15 protein-coding genes are annotated in these 15,441 nt (G+C 62.3%); 7 read left to right on the plus strand and 8 right to left on the minus strand.

The features are described from left to right. Positions 1–17 precede the first annotated feature (17 nt). A complete protein-coding gene (locus CQ041_RS20955; RefSeq protein WP_105524238.1) occupies positions 18–893 on the plus strand; it encodes a helix-turn-helix domain-containing protein in 876 nt (291 codons plus the stop codon). Here CQ041_RS20955 and CQ041_RS20960 read toward each other — a convergent pair. From CQ041_RS20960 to CQ041_RS20990, 7 genes are all read right to left on the minus strand, one after another. Continuing rightward, positions 890–3,391, minus strand: a complete 2,502-nt coding sequence (locus tag CQ041_RS20960) for a LuxR C-terminal-related transcriptional regulator (RefSeq protein ID WP_105524239.1) — start codon at positions 3,389–3,391, stop codon at positions 890–892. The two genes, CQ041_RS20955 and CQ041_RS20960, sit on opposite strands and share 4 nt — an antisense overlap. Before the next feature lie 211 nt (positions 3,392–3,602). After that, positions 3,603–4,961: a DUF1329 domain-containing protein gene (locus CQ041_RS20965; RefSeq protein ID WP_105524240.1), complete on the minus strand. Its 1,359-nt coding sequence runs from the start codon at positions 4,959–4,961 to the stop codon at positions 3,603–3,605. A 26-nt stretch (positions 4,962–4,987) separates the two neighbouring features. Then, on the minus strand, positions 4,988–6,772 hold the full coding sequence (locus tag CQ041_RS20970) for a DUF1302 domain-containing protein (RefSeq protein ID WP_105524241.1): 1,785 nt from the start codon (positions 6,770–6,772) through the stop codon (positions 4,988–4,990). Between the two features lie 482 nt (positions 6,773–7,254). Next, complete coding sequence (locus tag CQ041_RS20975) at positions 7,255–8,166, minus strand: SDR family oxidoreductase (protein ID WP_105524242.1); 912 nt, start codon at positions 8,164–8,166, stop codon at positions 7,255–7,257. Positions 8,167–8,340: 174 nt separating this feature from the next. Next, complete coding sequence (locus CQ041_RS20980) at positions 8,341–9,246, minus strand: alpha/beta fold hydrolase (RefSeq protein ID WP_105524243.1); 906 nt, start codon at positions 9,244–9,246, stop codon at positions 8,341–8,343. Next, the gene (locus tag CQ041_RS20985) at positions 9,246–10,028 is read right to left on the minus strand and encodes a class II aldolase/adducin family protein (protein ID WP_105524244.1); all 783 of its coding nucleotides are present in this window, start codon (positions 10,026–10,028) and stop codon (positions 9,246–9,248) included. Before CQ041_RS20985 ends, CQ041_RS20980 begins: the two co-directional genes overlap by 1 nt. Positions 10,029–10,246: 218 nt before the next feature. Then, complete coding sequence (locus CQ041_RS20990; protein WP_105524245.1) at positions 10,247–10,702, minus strand: flavodoxin; 456 nt, start codon at positions 10,700–10,702, stop codon at positions 10,247–10,249. A 141-nt stretch (positions 10,703–10,843) separates the two neighbouring features. Here CQ041_RS20990 and CQ041_RS20995 point away from each other — a divergent pair, with 141 nt between their 5' ends. After that, positions 10,844–11,311, plus strand: a complete 468-nt coding sequence (locus tag CQ041_RS20995; protein ID WP_105524246.1) for a PAS domain-containing protein — start codon at positions 10,844–10,846, stop codon at positions 11,309–11,311. A gap of 58 nt (positions 11,312–11,369) precedes the next feature. Beyond that, the gene (locus tag CQ041_RS21000) at positions 11,370–11,975 is read left to right on the plus strand and encodes a hypothetical protein (protein ID WP_105524247.1); all 606 of its coding nucleotides are present in this window, start codon (positions 11,370–11,372) and stop codon (positions 11,973–11,975) included. Positions 11,976–11,977: 2 nt separating this feature from the next. On the opposite strand, the gene CQ041_RS21005 is transcribed toward CQ041_RS21000, so the two are convergent. Further along, complete coding sequence (locus CQ041_RS21005) at positions 11,978–12,928, minus strand: MerR family transcriptional regulator (RefSeq protein WP_105524248.1); 951 nt, start codon at positions 12,926–12,928, stop codon at positions 11,978–11,980. Positions 12,929–13,142: 214 nt separating this feature from the next. Here CQ041_RS21005 and CQ041_RS21010 point away from each other — a divergent pair, with 214 nt between their 5' ends. From CQ041_RS21010 to folX, 4 genes are read left to right on the plus strand one after another with little or no spacing between them, the layout of a single operon-like run. Further along, positions 13,143–13,703 carry an antibiotic biosynthesis monooxygenase gene (locus CQ041_RS21010; protein WP_105524249.1) on the plus strand — a complete coding sequence of 187 codons (561 nt, stop codon included), beginning with the start codon at positions 13,143–13,145 and terminating at the stop codon, positions 13,701–13,703. Positions 13,704–13,759: 56 nt separating this feature from the next. After that, the gene (gene folM, locus CQ041_RS21015) at positions 13,760–14,470 is read left to right on the plus strand and encodes a dihydromonapterin reductase (RefSeq protein ID WP_105524250.1); all 711 of its coding nucleotides are present in this window, start codon (positions 13,760–13,762) and stop codon (positions 14,468–14,470) included. Between the two features lie 20 nt (positions 14,471–14,490). Next, positions 14,491–15,045: a GTP cyclohydrolase I FolE gene (gene folE / locus CQ041_RS21020; protein ID WP_105524251.1), complete on the plus strand. Its 555-nt coding sequence runs from the start codon at positions 14,491–14,493 to the stop codon at positions 15,043–15,045. A gap of 2 nt (positions 15,046–15,047) precedes the next feature. Then, complete coding sequence (folX, locus tag CQ041_RS21025; RefSeq protein WP_003176029.1) at positions 15,048–15,419, plus strand: dihydroneopterin triphosphate 2'-epimerase; 372 nt, start codon at positions 15,048–15,050, stop codon at positions 15,417–15,419. The last annotated feature ends 22 nt before the right edge of the window (positions 15,420–15,441 follow it).

The raw sequence follows: 15,441 nt of genomic DNA on the forward strand, positions 1-15,441 counted from the left end.
GTCGGAGAGTGAGAAAAATGCCAGAACTGGAATCCCTACACGTCTTTCAAGCCCTTAACCGCTCGCCCCACGCACGCCTTGAAGCCTGCGCCGAGCTCGGTGACGGCTTGTCGGCGGCCGTGTGGAGCAACCATCACGACGCGCAGGATTACCAGGCACCGAGCCATCACACGTTATCGTGCTACATCGGCGGTGGCACCGGTACGTTTCGCCGCGAACAGCCGGGCAACAAAGGCGGGCCCGACAAATTGTGCATCCTGCCGGCCGAGCACCAGTCAGCCTGGGTGATCAACGGCGAGATCCGCCTGGCCCACGTGTATTTCAGCCCGGAGCAATTTGCCCTGGGCTGCGTGACCCTGCTCGACCGCGAACCGCGCACGCTGCAACTGCGTGAAAGCACTTTCCTGGAGGACGCCAGCCAGGCGCAACGCTTCCACCAGTTGATCGCCCTCAACTGGCACGAGCCCGCCGAACGCTTGCTCACCAGCAGCCTGGCCCACGAGATGCTCAGCCACGCCCTGCTCAGCCAGGTCGGCGCGCGTGACGGGCTGCGGTTGAAAGGTGGGTTGGCCGCGCACCAGCGACGGCTGCTGGTGGAGTTCATCGACCAGCACCTGGACGACCCCATCAGCCTGGGGCAACTGGCGGGGTTGTGCGCACTGTCGGAATACCATTTTGCGCGAATGTTTCGCGCAACCTTTGGCCTGCCGCCGCACCAGTACCTGCTGGCACGCCGCTTGAGCCGCGCACAACACCTGCTGCGCAGCGGCGCCCTGCCCCTCGGCGAAATCGCGCTGATGTGCGGGTTCTCCAGCGCCAGCCACTTTACCCACCGTTTCCGCCAGGCCATGGGCGCCACACCCGGCGAATACCGCCAGGCGTTCTGCGCCTAGGTCATCAAGCCCAATGTCTTCGCCTTGGCCACTGCCTGGGTGCGCCGCTCCACGCCGAGCTTGCTGTGGATGCGCCGCGCGTGGGTCTTGACGGTGTGCAGCGAGATGAACAGGCGATCGGCGATTTCCAGGTTGGAGTTGCCTAAGGCGATTAATTGCAGCACTTCCAGTTCGCGGTGGCTCAAGGGGTTTTCCACCGCGCCCGGGGTTGAGGCCTGTGGCTCCAGGCCCACTTCGCTGAGCAGCCCCGGTGAGCGCAAGCGCAGCTCGCGGATCGCTTGCTGCACCTGGCATCGCGCCGCCAGTTCCAGCCCGGTTTGCAGCGCGCGACGGGCCAGGACTGAATCTCCCAGCTGCCACGCCACCTCCCCCAGCACCAATTGCAATTCGGTTTCCAGGCACAGCATGCCGCGCTGATGGGTGGCCTCGAGCAACGCCTGGAGCCGAGCGACGGGGTGCTCGGCAACGCCCAGTTTCACCTCCGCCAGCACCAGCAGGTATTCCAGGCGCGGGATCAGCTCCAGGGTGGCTGGGGGTGCTTGCTTGGCCTCGGGCCCGCGAAAATGCCGGAGCACACGGCGCACCGCGTGGGCCGTCAAGTCGGCGCGCCCCTGCTGCAGCCAGAAATGCCCACTGACCAGCAGCAGCACCGCGCGGTACACACTGTCGGGTACCTGGCGCTGCTGCATCAGGCGCTCGGCCTCGCGCAGTTGGATAAACGCCTGGGCATAATCACCCCGGTTGGCGGCCAGCAGGGCCAGGCCGAGAAACCCGTAGAGCACGCGTTTATCCTGGCTGTGCAGGCACATCGCCAGGCCGGTTTCAAAGCATTCGGCGGCCAGGCTGTCCTGCCCCTGGCGCAACGCCAGATGCCCACGACGCAAGGCGATTCGGCCTACGAGCGGCCCCGCCTTGACGCGCTGCTTGAGCAAGATGCCCTGCACCTGCTCCAACAGGCTTTGCGCCCGATAAGGAGCGCCGCGCTGTTCCAGCAACTGGGCATGGTCCAGCTCCAGCAACGCCTCCAGCAGCAACGAGCCATGGGCGCGGGCCAGGCACAGCGCCTCGCGGCTCAGCCCTTGGGCCACGTCCAGTTCACCGCGCAGCAAGGCTTGCTGGGTCAGCCCCGACAGGCACATCAGCCGTGACGTCCACGCGCTCTCGGGCAAGGCTTGCAGCGCTTCGAGGAAATGCTCGCGGGAGCGCTCGGCCTGACCACCCAAATGCAGCAGCCACCCCCACTGCGCCTGCCAGCGCGCGAGCAAATGGCGCTGCAAGGCAGCGGTGGGTTGCGGGGTAAACCGAGCCAACTGGTCGATGCACGACGCGGCCTGGTCGAAACGCCCGGCAAACAACAGTGCCGCCGTGACCAGCCCGACCCGTTGCGCAGAGCCGAGCAGCAACTCATCGCCCTGCTGCTCATGCAGACGCAGCAGCAGTGCGGCGTTCTGTTGGCGAAACAGGTCCTCGAAACTGAAGTGCTGCAAGAGGCTGACGGCGACTTCGTATTCTTCGGCCAGCAGTGCCTGTTCAAAGGCGGCCTGCCAGTCTTCTTCGGCGGTGAACCATTGGCAGGCGCGCCGGTGCCAAGAGCGTTTGGCCGGCCAGGGTTCATCGCGCAGCAACCGCGCCAACGGCGGGAAAACCTGCAACCAGTCGGTGTCTTCCCAGGGCTGGACGAACGCGCCCAGGGCCTGCAAGTCTCGCAGGTGTTCAACGCCATCGCCGAAACCGAACAGGTGCTCGCACAGGCCGATGTTGAAGCGTGGCAAGTGAGCCAGTACGCGCCAGGCTTCAGCGAGTTCGGCCGGCAGCGTGCTGAAGAGTTCATGCTGCAGGTAATCGAGCAGGGTCTTTTCCGGATGGCCGTCGCCCAGCAGGGCGATGCGTACACCGGCGCACCAACCGCCGCTGAACTGCAGCACGCTGTCGACGCTCTGCGCCGGCGCGTGGTTGAGCAGTGGCTGGATCTCCGCCGGGGTAAACGCCAGGTCGGCGCCACATTCCAGCAGCTCATCGTCCAACAACAGGCGCGGCCAGTTGCACGCCGGACGTCGCCGCGCACCGAGCCACCAGGTCAGGGCCGGGCTGCTGGCCGTGAGCAGGCGATCGAGCAAGGCGTCGGTGTCGGGCGCGGCGAAGCGGCAGAAGTCATCGAGGAACAACCAGGCCGGGGTTTCCCAGCGACCCAGGTCCAGCAGCAACGACGCTTCATCGCGAAACGCCAGGCCCAGGTTCTGTGCCAGGCGCTGGCATAAATCGAGGGGGCTCAGGGCCCCGCCATTGAGCGCCAGCCAGTACACCCGGCAACTCACTGGCGCCTGCAATGCACATTCGGCGAGCAGCGCGCTCTTGCCACTGCCACCGGGCGCGCACAGCAACCTGACCCGAGCCTGCGCCGTCAGCAACGGCACGGTCAGCCGCGGGCGCAGCACATGGTGGGCGGACAGCCGGGGCATGAATCCAGGACGGTCCAGGCAGCGAGTCATGGCGGTCATTGCTGCATCCTGCGTTTTTATTGTTATGCAACCTGAGCCGTACCCTAGTCCTGTGGCTGGGGGTTGTTGAAGAAAGATTCAGCGGGGTGATTGGCGGACATGCATAAAACCAAATGTGGGCGCTGGCTTGTCTGCGATGGCGGTGGCGAATTCACCGCCGTCATCGCAAGCAAGCCAGCGCCCACCGTTCGAGCCGTATTTCAGAGGGTGGTCAGCGTACGCCTTCAGCCCTCAACGCGGCCGGGGTGTAGTCTGCCGCCTTGGCCTTGAAACCAAACACGAAGCTGCTCTTCTCTTCGTTCTTCATGCCCAGGGCGATGTAGCGCCCGGCGATGAGGTCGTACAGGGTTTCCACGGTATAGGCCGGGGTCTGGTGGTCATAGTAGAACTGCGCATGACCCTCGGCGACGCGCCACAGTTGGCCACGACCGTCGTAGTGGTCGGCCAGCGCCACTTGCCAGCTGTCTTCGTCGATGTACATGTGGCGCTTGGCGTAGATGTGCCGCTCGCTCGGCTTGACCGTGCCCACCACTTCCCACACGCGGTGCAGCTCGTAGCGGGTCAGGTCCTGGTTGATGTGGCCGGCCTTGATGATGTCGTCGTACTTGAGCGTCGGCTGGTCCAGTTTGTAGCTGTTGTAGGGAATGTACATCTCCTTCTTGCCCACCAGCTTCCAGTCGTAGCGGTCGGGCGCGCCGGAGAACATGTCGAAGTTGTCGGAGGTGCGCAGACCGTCGGACGCCGTGCCCGGCCCGTCATACGCCACTTGCGGCGCACGCCGTACACGGCGCTGGCCCGCGTTGTAGATCCACGCCAGGCGCGGCTCCTTCACCTGGTCGAGGGTTTCGTGCACCAGCAGCACGTTGCCCGCCAGGCGCGCTGGCGCGGTCACCGACTGTTTGAAGAAGGTCAGCACGTTGGCCGCCTTGGCCGGGTCCATGTCCGGGATCAGTTGCGGCACTGCCACCTCTTCCTCGAAGCGGATCGGCGTGTAGCTGCCGTTGGTCTGCGGGGTGGCCTGGGTGATGATGCGGCGCAGGTTGCCACCGTGGTAGCGGGTGATGTGGTTCCACAGCACTTCCACGCCATTCCTGGGGATCGGGAACGCGTAGTAGCGGTTGCCGGTGAAGTTTTCCAGGCCGTTACCGTCGTTGATCGGCTTGACGTTCAGCGCGCTGCGCTTGATCGACTCGTAGATGTCCGCCGGCAGGTTGACCGTGCGGTGGGTCGGATAGACCGGAATCTTGTAGGTCTCGGGGTAGCGCTTGAACATCGCCACCTGGCCGTCGGAGAGTTTGTCCTTGTATTTGTCGACCGTGGCGGCGGTGATCACAAACAGTGGTTTTTCATTGGCGAACGGGTCGGCGAGAAAGCCTTTGCTGTCTACCGCACCGGCGTTTTTCGGAATGCCACCGGTCCAGGCCGGGATCGAGCCGTCGGCGTTGCCGGCTTTTTCAGCGCCGACAGGGGTCAGGCTGGTGCCGAGCTTGGCGGCTTCATCGGGTGACACGGCGGCCATGACAGGCGCAGCCAGTAAACTCAGAGCCAATACAGCGAGTGTCTTACGCATGGATTCTTGTCCTTCTTTTAGCCAGATCAGAAGTTCACGCCGAAGCTGAGGGCGAGGAAGTCGCGGTCGGTCAGGGTGTTGTAGTCGCCGCCGAAAAAGTCGGTGTAGCTGAGGCTGGCGGTGTAGGTGTTGCGGTAGTCCGCATCCACACCGAGGCTGATGGCTTTGGCGCCTTTGTTGAACAGGCCGTTGGGGCCGTAGCCGGCGACGTCATGGGACCAGGACAGGTTGGGCTTGAGGTTGATCCCGGCGATCACGTTGTTGTAGTCCAGGATCGCCCGGGCGCGGTAGCCCCAGGAGGTGGAAGTGACGAAACCGTCGGTATCCCCCTGGAACCCGTAGGCGCCGTACACCGAATCACGGCCATAACGCAGCTTGGATTTGTCTTCCAGCCCGCCGACGTGGACGATGGCCGCTTCACCTACCAGGGTCAGGCGTTCAGAGCCCAGCACCTGGTCGAAAAACTGGGTCATGGAGCTCTGGATCTGGGTGATCTCCTTGCGGCGGTACCCTTTGTTGTCGTCGCCAAAGTTGCTGCGGATCGGCGACGCTGTCTGGCCGGCGATAGGGTTGAGCAGGGCCAGGGTCAAGTCGGTGGTGTTGAGTTGCACCGGTGCGTTGGGACGGTAGCTGATTTCGCCAGTCCAGGCCGTGCCGGTGGGCAAGGTGGTGGAGAAGCTTGCGCCGAAGAGACGAATGTCTTCCGGGTAATCGAGGTAGTACTGGCCACGGCCGAGCATCACGCTGCGCGCCAGGCCCGCGCCCGCCGCACCGCCACCGACTGCGGCACTGATCCCGCCAATGGTGGTCAGCGTGGTGTTGTTGGTGATGGTACCCACGGTGGGTGTGCGGCTGTGGTAGTTCATGAAGTACAGGCCGTACTCGGTGTCGTCCCCCAACCAACGCAGGGCCGCGCCGAACTGCCCGGAATCACGGGCGTCGCGGTCCCCTGCCCGCTGCACCACCACGCCTTCCCTGAGCACCGTGAACCCCTGGCCCCGCGACGCTGCAATCCCCTGCAAGGGCGCAATCGCCGGATCGCCTACGGTGTAATTGTTGTTACAGCCATCCGCCGCCACATCCCCGCCAAAGAACGTGCCGCAGTTATCCAGCACCGTCTGGTCCCACTCCAGTTGGTAGAAACCTTCCACGGTCAGTTGGTTGGTCAGGCCTTGTGACGCAAACAGCATGTTCACCGGAATCAGGCCTTCCTTGATCTCGGCACCGGGACGGCGAAACGCCGAGACGTCGATGGGGTTGATGCTGTTGATCGAGTTGCCGATGAAGGTACTTTCGCCCCAGCTCACCACCTGCTTGCCGGCACGCACGGTGCCCGGCAGGTCGCCCAGCGAGTAGTTGTGGTAGACGAACGCATCGAGGATCTGCGCACCGCTGGACTTGGCGCCTTCCTTGCGGTTGCGATTGCTGATGGGTTTGAACTCGCGGTCTTCGTCCTGCAGTTCAAAGTCATACCAGTACTTGCCCCGCACGAACACGCCGGTGTCACCGTACTTGAGCTCCAGGTCGTGCAGGCCCTTGAAGATCTTGGAGAAGGTTTCGCCCTTCTTGAAGTTCAGGCGTCCGTCGTCACCGGTGGACGCCTGGCCGGTGCCGCCGTTGACGGTGCTCACCAACTTCTTGTCGGCATCGCGTGTGCCCCAACTGGCGCCTACCGACAGCGAGGAATCGAATTGACCCTCGATCTCGCCAATGTTGAACGAAACAGCTTGTGCCTGGGCACAGCAACCCAATGCAACCGCAGCGGCCAGCGCCTGTGGCCTGAAGATGGCGCGCATTGTTGTTTTTGTCATGCGTCTTCCCCGGTGAGTGACAGAAGGCCTCACCCTACTGCCGCGCATGGGGAGCGATAAGCGCACCAAGGAGGGATTCGTGTTGTCGCTCGAAAGGATGACGACCTGCTCTGGGCCGGGTCTGGGCGCAGTGCATGCGCGGGGTGGATGGCGGGTTATCAGGGGAATGGATGAGACGGGCACCACTGTTGCCGATTCAGCAACAGTCCTTGTCATGAACCGGGATTACTCATCTTGTTACAAGCGACTATTCTTACCGGGCTCTCAGGGCAAACCGCCCGCTTCCCAATTGGAAGAACAGCCAGATTCAGATGGATTGATGCCTGTTTTCAATCTGTTACCGGTGTTCACTGACGTTGATTTATTGCTCCTTGATCAAACGTCTTACTTCGGCCGCTGCCTATGCAGCGGCCTTTTTTATGCCCGGCATAAAAGGGGGCGCTCAAGGCGCCCCGTTGTATTGGATGTCGTTCCAGCAATGATTACAGGCTGTATTTCTGCAGGTTGTCCATCATCTGCTTGAGCGCCTCGATGGTGTCCTTGGGGTGCGCGGCGCCATCGAAATCGCAGATCTGCTGCCAGTGCGCGGCCACATCGTCCGGCGAGAACCCCGCCTCGGGGTCGAAGCCCACACCCAGGCTGCGCTCCCAGCGGGTCTTGCCGATCCAGCCGCCACCCACTTCGAACAGTCCTGAGGTTTCCTGGCAGGCTTCACTGCCCAGGTACACCACCAGAGGGCTGACCAGTTCCGGCTTGAGGCGCTCGAACACCTGTGGCGGAATCAAGCCTTCGGTCATGCGCGTGCCGCCGGTGGGCGCGATGGCGTTGACCAGGATATTGTTTTTGCGCCCCTCGATTGCCAGGGTGCGGGTCAAGCCATACAGGCCCAGCTTGGCCATGCCGTAGTTGGACTGGCCGAAGTTGCCGTAGATGCCTGAAGTGGACGAAGTAAAGATCACGCGACCATAACCTTGCTCACGCATGTGCGGCCAGGCGGCGCGGGTGACTTTCCAGGCGCCTTCGACGTGCACCCGGTAAACCAGGTCCCAGTCGCTGTCGTCCATCTTGTGGAAGGTCTTGTCGCGCAGGATGCCGGCGTTATTGACCACCACGTCGATGCGGCCGAACACGTCGAGGGCGTGCTGCACGATCTTGTCACCATCGGTGACAGAGTCATGGTTGGCCTCGGCGATACCGCCGGCTTCGCGTATCTCGGCGACCACCCGGTCGGCCGCCGAGGCGTTGGCGCCTTCACCCTGGGTGGAGCCGCCGAGGTCGTTGACCAGTACTTTGGCCCCATGCCGGGCGAACAACAGCGCATGGGCCCGGCCCAATCCGCCGCCGGCACCGGTGACGATCACGACCTTATCCTGAAACTGCACTGACTCACTCATACCAAACTCCAAAAAGGGACAATGGGGATGGGGTGAGTGTCAGGCACAGGGGCCAGGGTCACAATAACCACGGTTGAGCCTGAATAGTGCTCGATAAGGCAGAGGGATGATCAGGTGGGAACTGGCGTGCCTGGGATGCAAGCGCCTCGGCGTTTCAAATGAACAGCAGCGCTGCTATCGCAGGCACGCCAGCTCCCACACCGGTCCGGCAATGCGCTCTCGGAACGCCAGGTAGTGCTTGAGCACTTGCACCGGTGCTTCTATCTGCGGGTAGTGGCCGATATTGGCCAGCTGCACCGTGTCCGCATGGGGCACCAGTTGCTGGTAACGCTCCACCATGTGGGCGCCCGAGATCGGATCGACCTCGCCATTGATCAACCGCAGCGGCACTTCGCCGTGCTGCATGGCCGCCACCCAACGCTCACGCAAGCGCCGGCGCTGGGGGATGTAGGCGATCAGTTTGTGCAGAATGCGGGGGCCATCGTTGCGGTCGATCAGGCTCCAGAAGTCATCCAGTGCGCTTTCGCTGGGGCGAGTGTCAGGGCCGAAGATCTGGCTGAAACTGTTGGCAAGGGCGTTGCGCCCGAATGCGCGGCCGATCATCCAGCCCAGCGGGCTGAGCAGCAGTTTTTGCACCAGCGCCGGGCGATGGGTTTCGGGGAACAGCCCGCCGTTGAGAAACACACAACTGGCCATCTGGAATCGCCCCTCGCCATGCCGGGCCAGCAGTTCCTGGGCGACGCTGTCACCGTAGTCATGCGCCAGCACGTGCACCGGCTGATCCACCCGCAAGTGCTCCAGCAGCGCCTGCTGCACATCCGCCTGCTCCAACAGGCAATAACCGTGATCGAGCGGCTTGTCCGAATCGCCGAAGCCGAGCATGTCGCAGGCGATCACCAGGTTGCGCTGGGCCAGGGGCTGCCACAGGTAATGCCAATCCCAACTGGCGGTGGGAAAGCCGTGGATCAGCAGCAGCGGCTCACCCTGCCCCGCCACCCAGTAACGCAGGGTGCGGCCGCGAAAGTCGAAGCTCATGCTGCGTTTGCGCCAGGCGCTGAGTGGAATCTCGGAGAGTGGCATCAGGTTTTGTACCCAGGATCGAGCGTGTCCAATTTGCGCAGCAACGCCGGCCAGGCCAGCGCGCCCCCCATTCCTTGTGCACTTTTGGTGACCGCCGCCACCATGGCCTTGGCCCCCGCGAGAATCTGCGGCCCGATCGGGATCAACTCGGCACCGCCGTTTTGCGCCAGCACCTGGATATCGCAGGCCCGCTGGAAGGTGAACATCATCAGGAAGGTGTCGGCGATGGTACTGGCGCAGGTCAGCAAACCGTGGTTATGCAGCATCAGGAAGTTGTTTTCGCCCAGGTCGGCCTGCAAGCGCGCCTTTTCTTCGTGATTCAGCGCCACGCCCTCGTAGGCGTGATAGGCCAGGCTGGCCAGCACGAAAATCGATTGCTGGCTGATGGGCAACACGCCCTGCTTCTGCGCCGCCACCGCCACACCGGCGGCGGTGTGGGTGTGCAGCACGCAGGTGACGTCATGGCGCACTTCATGGATAGCGCTGTGGATGGTGTAGCCCGCCGGGTTGATCTCGTAGGGACTGTCCATCAGCTTGTTGCCGGCCGGGTCGACCTTGACCAGGCTCGAGGCGGTGATCTCGTGGAACATCAGCCCGTAAGGGTTGATCAGGAAATCGTCGGTGCCCGGCACCTTCGCCGAGATGTGGGTGAAGATCAGGTCGTCCCAGCCATGCATCGCCACCAGGCGATAACAGGCCGCCAGGTCGACACGGGTTTGCCACTCGGCAGCGCTGACCTGGTCTTTGACACATTGTGGCGATGGAACGGGGGCTAGGCTCACGGCAACGACCTCCTTGGCAGACTTTATTCTTGTTTTTCTGGAATATGGGGCCAGTCTAGTCAGACACCCCGACTGCCGTAGTTGCCTTGGCAGCCAGCCTGATGGCCTTGCGAGTCAGCTTCAAGAATAGTTCAAGTCTGTGCAAACAGCGTCAGAGAAGCGCCGCCAATAAAGACGCGGCGATCGGACTGAGCAGGCGTTGTCGGGCACGTTTCCGGTCAACCGCGCAGTGCGGTGACCAGCTCGGCCAGCCACGGCTCGGCGTCGGCTTCCGGGGTGACGCTTTCACTGGCATCCAGGCGCAGCATCGGCAGCACTTCACGCACCCCCAACTCGCCGAACAGCTCACGCAACTGCTCGCCGCCCCCGCAGAAGGTGTCGCCATAGCTGGCGTCGCCCAGGCCGATCACGGCACCCGGCAGCCCGCGCCAGGCGGCCGGCAACTGGTCGCGAATGCTCGAATACAGGGGTTGCAGATTGTCGGGCAATTCGCCCATGCCGGTGGTGGAGGTCACTGCCAGGAAGGCATCCGGCGCGAAGGTCTGCACGTCCGCCAAGGTGGCGCGGGGGTTGTGCCAGGCCTCGAAACCGGCGGCGTTGAGGATACCGGCGGCATGACGGGCAACTTCTTCAGCCGTGCCGTAGACCGAGCCGGAAAGGATGGCGACTTTCATCAATCTGATCCTGTAGTTGAGTGAAAGCGTGGGATTTTAGCAGCTGCGCCCTGCCATACGAAAAAACCTCGCAGTCACATGGACAGATCAGCACATTGACTTAGACTTGCGACAACTCCAATGGATGGGCAAACCCCTGCAATGATCAACGCTCAACTGTTGCAAATAGTCATCGATGCCTCCAACGACGGCATTGTCATCGCAGAACGCGAAGACAAGGACCTCCCGCTGATCTACGTCAACCCGGCGTTCGAGCGCCTGACCGGCTACACCCGCGATGAAGTGCTTTACCAGGATTGCCGTTTCCTGCAATCCGGCGACCGCGACCAGCCAGCGCTGATTGCCATTCGCGACGCACTGAGCAATGGCGGCAGTTGCCGTGAAACCCTGCGCAATTATCGCAAGGACGGCACGCCGTTCTGGAATGAGCTGTCGTTATCGACCGTCTACAACCCCGCCGACAAACAGACCTACTTCGTCGGCGTGCAAAAAGATGTGAGCGTTCAGGTCAAGGCACAGCAACGCGTGGCCCAATTGGAAACCCAGGTCGCTGAGCTCAAGGCGCAGTTGGCCGTGCTCAAGGCGACGAGCGGATCTAACAAAATTTAGGAAAAACGGTCTTTAGGGGGATAATGGCGTTTTAACACCTACTCGACGAGCAAGCCGCATGCAACGCGACGCACTCTTGACCCAGGACGAACTGGATTTCATCCAGATGATGCACCATAACCCCCAGCTCAACCTGCGGGATGCATCCTCGAGCCTGACCGTCAATGGTGGCGCGCAGATCCGTGATTTGCTCACACGGTTGGCGGCCCATGATCATGTGACCATCCAGGCCAACTTCGATAATCAGAAACTGACCTTCCCCCTGCACCTGGTTGAAGATGAATTCCATGCCGTGCACCTTCGTCTGGGTGTCCCGACGATTTTCGAAGACGGGCCGATGATCCGCCCGTGGCGCCTGGCGCTTGAAATGCCGGTGGCATTGGAGAACGTCAAGGGCCACACCAGCGCGTTATGGGTGCACGAAGTGTCGTTCAAAGGGTTGCTGGTGGAAATTCGCGGCCGGGTCAAACCGCCGAAGACCTTTTCGTTGTGGTTCAGCCCTTCAGGCTACGAGCGCATCGCGGTGCGCGGGACGTTCGAGCGCGAGACGGCGCGCGGCCTGTTTGCCTACAGGTTGAGCCAGAGCGATGCGGACGAAACCGAGCGCTTGCGCCAGTTCATCCTGCACCAGCATCGATTGGTGCACCCCGAAGTTCACACCTGAGGTCAGGTATCCAGACTGCCGCACAGGAATTGCTGCAAGCGGCTCTGCATCAGGCGCCCTTCATTGCCCAGGCAACCGATGGGCGAGCCTGCCAGTTTCTCTTCCGCCAGTTCCGAAGCATCGCCTGCAAAAAGCAGCGGGCAGTCGAGCGTCAACGCCAGTCGCTTGAGCCGCAGCGGCAGTTCGCTGGTGGGCGCGCGATTGGAAAACAACACCAGCGCCTCGGGCCGAGTTTTCTCGCAGACCAGTGTCAGTTCGTCGAAGGGCTGGCCCACGCCGAGTATCTTCACGGTGAGCTTTTCGCCCGCGATCAACAGACCCGCCACCAGCAGCTCCAACTCACGGCACTCCCCCGCAATGGCCGCCAACAGCACGCGTGGCAGTGATGGCGGGGATGCCATCTGCAAGCGTTGTGCGGTGCGTGCCCGCATGAAGCTGTCGAAAAATAGCCATTCGCTGGCTTGGCCAAAGCTTCCCTGGTGCCGCAACAATTGCTGCCACAGCGGCATGAGAATGTCTTGAAACACCACCACGAGCGGGTACGCAGACAACACCTGCGCGTAGATCCGGTCCAACTGGCGATCATCGAAGGCGTTGACGGCCATGCGCAGCTGGGTTTGCCACTGCGCCCACTCATCCTCAACCGCTACGCCGGATGAAGACGCGCCGTGGCGGTTTTCGCGGGAAAGGATCTTGCCCACCTTGCTGACCGCCACGCCGCGTTCGATCCAGTCGAGTATGCGGTGCACGGTGTCGATGTCGGTGCTCGAATACAGCCGGTGCCCGCTTTCGGTGCGCGTTGGCTGAATAAGACCATAGCGGCGCTCCCAGGCACGCAGGGTAACCGGGTTGACACCGGTCAGCCGAGCGACTTCGCGGATCGGAAACAGATCATCGGCCGGGCGCAGGGAGGCAGCGGCAACTTCACGCTGAGGAGCAAGAGTTTCGGGCATCAGAGGTCAAAAACGTCCGTGTCGATTGGACCTTATTTAACGCTTATTCGGTGGATCGATTCAAGTTGCACAGCTATCCGATAAAAGTATCTGGCGTATTTCGTTGAAACAGGAATAATCCTTGCCTGTTTTTTCTGCGTCGCTGCAACACCCCGCAGCCTCGCACGTGCGCCGCCTACCCGGTCCAGCGCACCCGTACATTTGGAGATACACAATGTCTACCTCCCCCGTCACCTTGATGGTTGCGCGCCGCGTGGCCAAAGGGCGCTACGAAGAGTTGATGGCCTGGCTGCGCGAAGGCGAACAGCTGGCCACGGACTTTCCCGGCTACCTGGGCTCAGGCGTACTCGCCCCGCCGCCCAACGATGATGAATTCCAGATTATTTTCCGCTTTGCCGATGAGCAGACCCTGCATGCGTGGGAGTTTTCCGCCTCCCGCAGTGCCTGGCTGAGCCGTGGCAGCGAACTGTTTGCCGACCCGTCCGAGCACCGCGTGCAAGGCATCGATGGCTGGTTCGGTGCGGTGGGTGCACGCCCGCCGCGCTGGAAACAGGCGGTGGCGATCTGGCTGGCATTTTTCCCGGTGTCGTTGATTTTCAACTTTGTACTGGGCCCGCTGCTCGGCGAGCTGGAGCTGGTGCCGCGCGTCATGGTCAGCACCCTGGCGCTCACGCCGCTGATGGTGTACCTGTTCATCCCGCTGTCGACGCACCTGCTGGCCAATTGGCTGCATCCTGCGCCCGCACCCCGCAAGGCCACTGAAGCGGCCGCATGAGTACAGGGGGGCCGCTCGCTGGTATGATTTGAACCTGCCAGCGAATCGAGCCCCCCATGATTGCACCTGACGCCCCGATCCTGATCACCGGCGCCGGCCAGCGCGTCGGCCTGCATTGCGCCCAGCGTTTGCTGGACGACGGCCACCGGGTGATTTTCACGTATCGCAGCGAGCGCCCCGGCGTACAGGCCCTGCGCGAACAGGGCGCCATCGGCCTGTTTGCCGACTTCTCCAGCGAAGCCGGCATCCTGGCGTTTATCGCGCAGCTGCACACCCACACCCAAAGCCTGCGCGCGATCATCCACAACGCTTCGGCCTGGATCGCGGAAACGCCCGACGACGAAAGCCACGCTTTTACCGATATGTTCAGCGTGCACATGCTTGCGCCGTATCTGATCAACCTGCATTGTTCACCCTTGCTGCAACGCTCGACGCCCGCCGACATCGTGCACATCAGCGATGACGTGGTGCGCAAAGGCAGCCGCCAGCACATCGCCTACTGCGCCACCAAGGCAGGGCTCGACAGCCTGACGTTGTCGTTTGCCGCGCAGTTTGCGCCGCTGATCAAGGTCAACGGCATCGCACCGGCGATGGTGATGTTCAACGAAGGCGACGATGCCACCTACCGCGCCAAGGTGCTGGCCAAGTCGGCACTGGGCATCGAGCCCGGGCCCGAGGTGATCTACCAGAGCGTGCGCTACCTGCTGGACAACCCCTATGTGACCGGTACCACCCTGACCGTCAACGGCGGGCGGCATATCAAGTAAGCCGTTTGTGAGGATGTTGTATGACCCTGCCCCACCACTACCGCGAGATCCTCAAAGGCCTGGGCGAAAACCCGGAGCGCGAAGGGTTGCTAGACACCCCCAAGCGCGCCGCCAAGGCAATGCAGTACCTGTGTCATGGCTATGAGCAAAACCTGGAAGACATCGTCAACGGCGCGCTGTTTACCTCCGACAATGACGAGATGGTGATCCTCAAGGACATCGAGCTGTACTCGCTGTGCGAGCATCACCTGCTGCCCTTTATCGGCAAGGCCCATGTGGCCTATATTCCCACCGGCAAGGTGCTGGGCCTGTCGAAGCTGGCACGCATCGTCGATATGTATGCGCGGCGCCTGCAGATCCAGGAAAACCTCACGCGGCAAATCGCCGACGCCATCCAGAGCGTGACCCAGGCCGCCGGCGTGGCGGTGGTGATCGAGGCCCGCCACATGTGCATGATGATGCGCGGCGTGGAAAAACAGAATTCAACCATGAACACCTCGGTGATGCTCGGCGCGTTCCGCGAATCGAACACCACGCGCATGGAGTTCCTGCAACTGATTGGACGGAGCAAGTAGCAATGCCACAACTTCAACCAGGCATGGCGCGCATCCGGGTCAAGGACCTGTGCCTGCGCACCTATATCGGCATCAATGAGGATGAGATCCTCAACAAGCAGGACGTGCTGATCAACCTGACCATCCTGTATGCCGCCCAGGAAGCCGTGCGCGACAACGACATCGACCACGCGCTGAACTACCGCACCATCACCAAGGCCATCATTGCCCATGTGGAAGGCAATCGCTTTGCCCTGCTGGAGCGCCTGACCCAGGAGCTGCTGGACCTGGTGATGAGCAATGAATCGGTGCTGTACGCCGAGGTCGAAGTGGACAAGCCCCACGCACTGCGTTTTGCCGAATCAGTTTCAATTACCCTGGCGGCCAGCCGCTAAACCTGGATTTTCAGTGAGCCCT

This window comes from Pseudomonas sp. MYb60, assembly GCF_002979555.1.
In the GTDB taxonomy this organism is placed as follows: domain Bacteria; phylum Pseudomonadota; class Gammaproteobacteria; order Pseudomonadales; family Pseudomonadaceae; genus Aquipseudomonas.

What these genes read in the sequence shown, in the direction of transcription:
- CQ041_RS20955 (WP_105524238.1), top strand. Translation starts at nt 18, where the DNA reads ATGCCAGAACTGGAATCCCTACACGTCTTTCAAGCCCTTAACCGCTCG.
- CQ041_RS20960 (WP_105524239.1), bottom strand. Translation starts at nt 3,391, where the DNA reads ATGACCGCCATGACTCGCTGCCTGGACCGTCCTGGATTCATGCCCCGG.
- CQ041_RS20965 (WP_105524240.1), bottom strand. Translation starts at nt 4,961, where the DNA reads ATGCGTAAGACACTCGCTGTATTGGCTCTGAGTTTACTGGCTGCGCCT.
- CQ041_RS20970 (WP_105524241.1), bottom strand. Translation starts at nt 6,772, where the DNA reads ATGACAAAAACAACAATGCGCGCCATCTTCAGGCCACAGGCGCTGGCC.
- CQ041_RS20975 (WP_105524242.1), bottom strand. Translation starts at nt 8,166, where the DNA reads ATGAGTGAGTCAGTGCAGTTTCAGGATAAGGTCGTGATCGTCACCGGT.
- CQ041_RS20980 (WP_105524243.1), bottom strand. Translation starts at nt 9,246, where the DNA reads ATGCCACTCTCCGAGATTCCACTCAGCGCCTGGCGCAAACGCAGCATG.
- CQ041_RS20990 (WP_105524245.1), bottom strand. Translation starts at nt 10,702, where the DNA reads ATGAAAGTCGCCATCCTTTCCGGCTCGGTCTACGGCACGGCTGAAGAA.
- CQ041_RS20995 (WP_105524246.1), top strand. Translation starts at nt 10,844, where the DNA reads ATGATCAACGCTCAACTGTTGCAAATAGTCATCGATGCCTCCAACGAC.
- CQ041_RS21000 (WP_105524247.1), top strand. Translation starts at nt 11,370, where the DNA reads ATGCAACGCGACGCACTCTTGACCCAGGACGAACTGGATTTCATCCAG.
- CQ041_RS21005 (WP_105524248.1), bottom strand. Translation starts at nt 12,928, where the DNA reads ATGCCCGAAACTCTTGCTCCTCAGCGTGAAGTTGCCGCTGCCTCCCTG.
- CQ041_RS21010 (WP_105524249.1), top strand. Translation starts at nt 13,143, where the DNA reads ATGTCTACCTCCCCCGTCACCTTGATGGTTGCGCGCCGCGTGGCCAAA.
- folM (WP_105524250.1), top strand. Translation starts at nt 13,760, where the DNA reads ATGATTGCACCTGACGCCCCGATCCTGATCACCGGCGCCGGCCAGCGC.
- folE (WP_105524251.1), top strand. Translation starts at nt 14,491, where the DNA reads ATGACCCTGCCCCACCACTACCGCGAGATCCTCAAAGGCCTGGGCGAA.
- folX (WP_003176029.1), top strand. Translation starts at nt 15,048, where the DNA reads ATGCCACAACTTCAACCAGGCATGGCGCGCATCCGGGTCAAGGACCTG.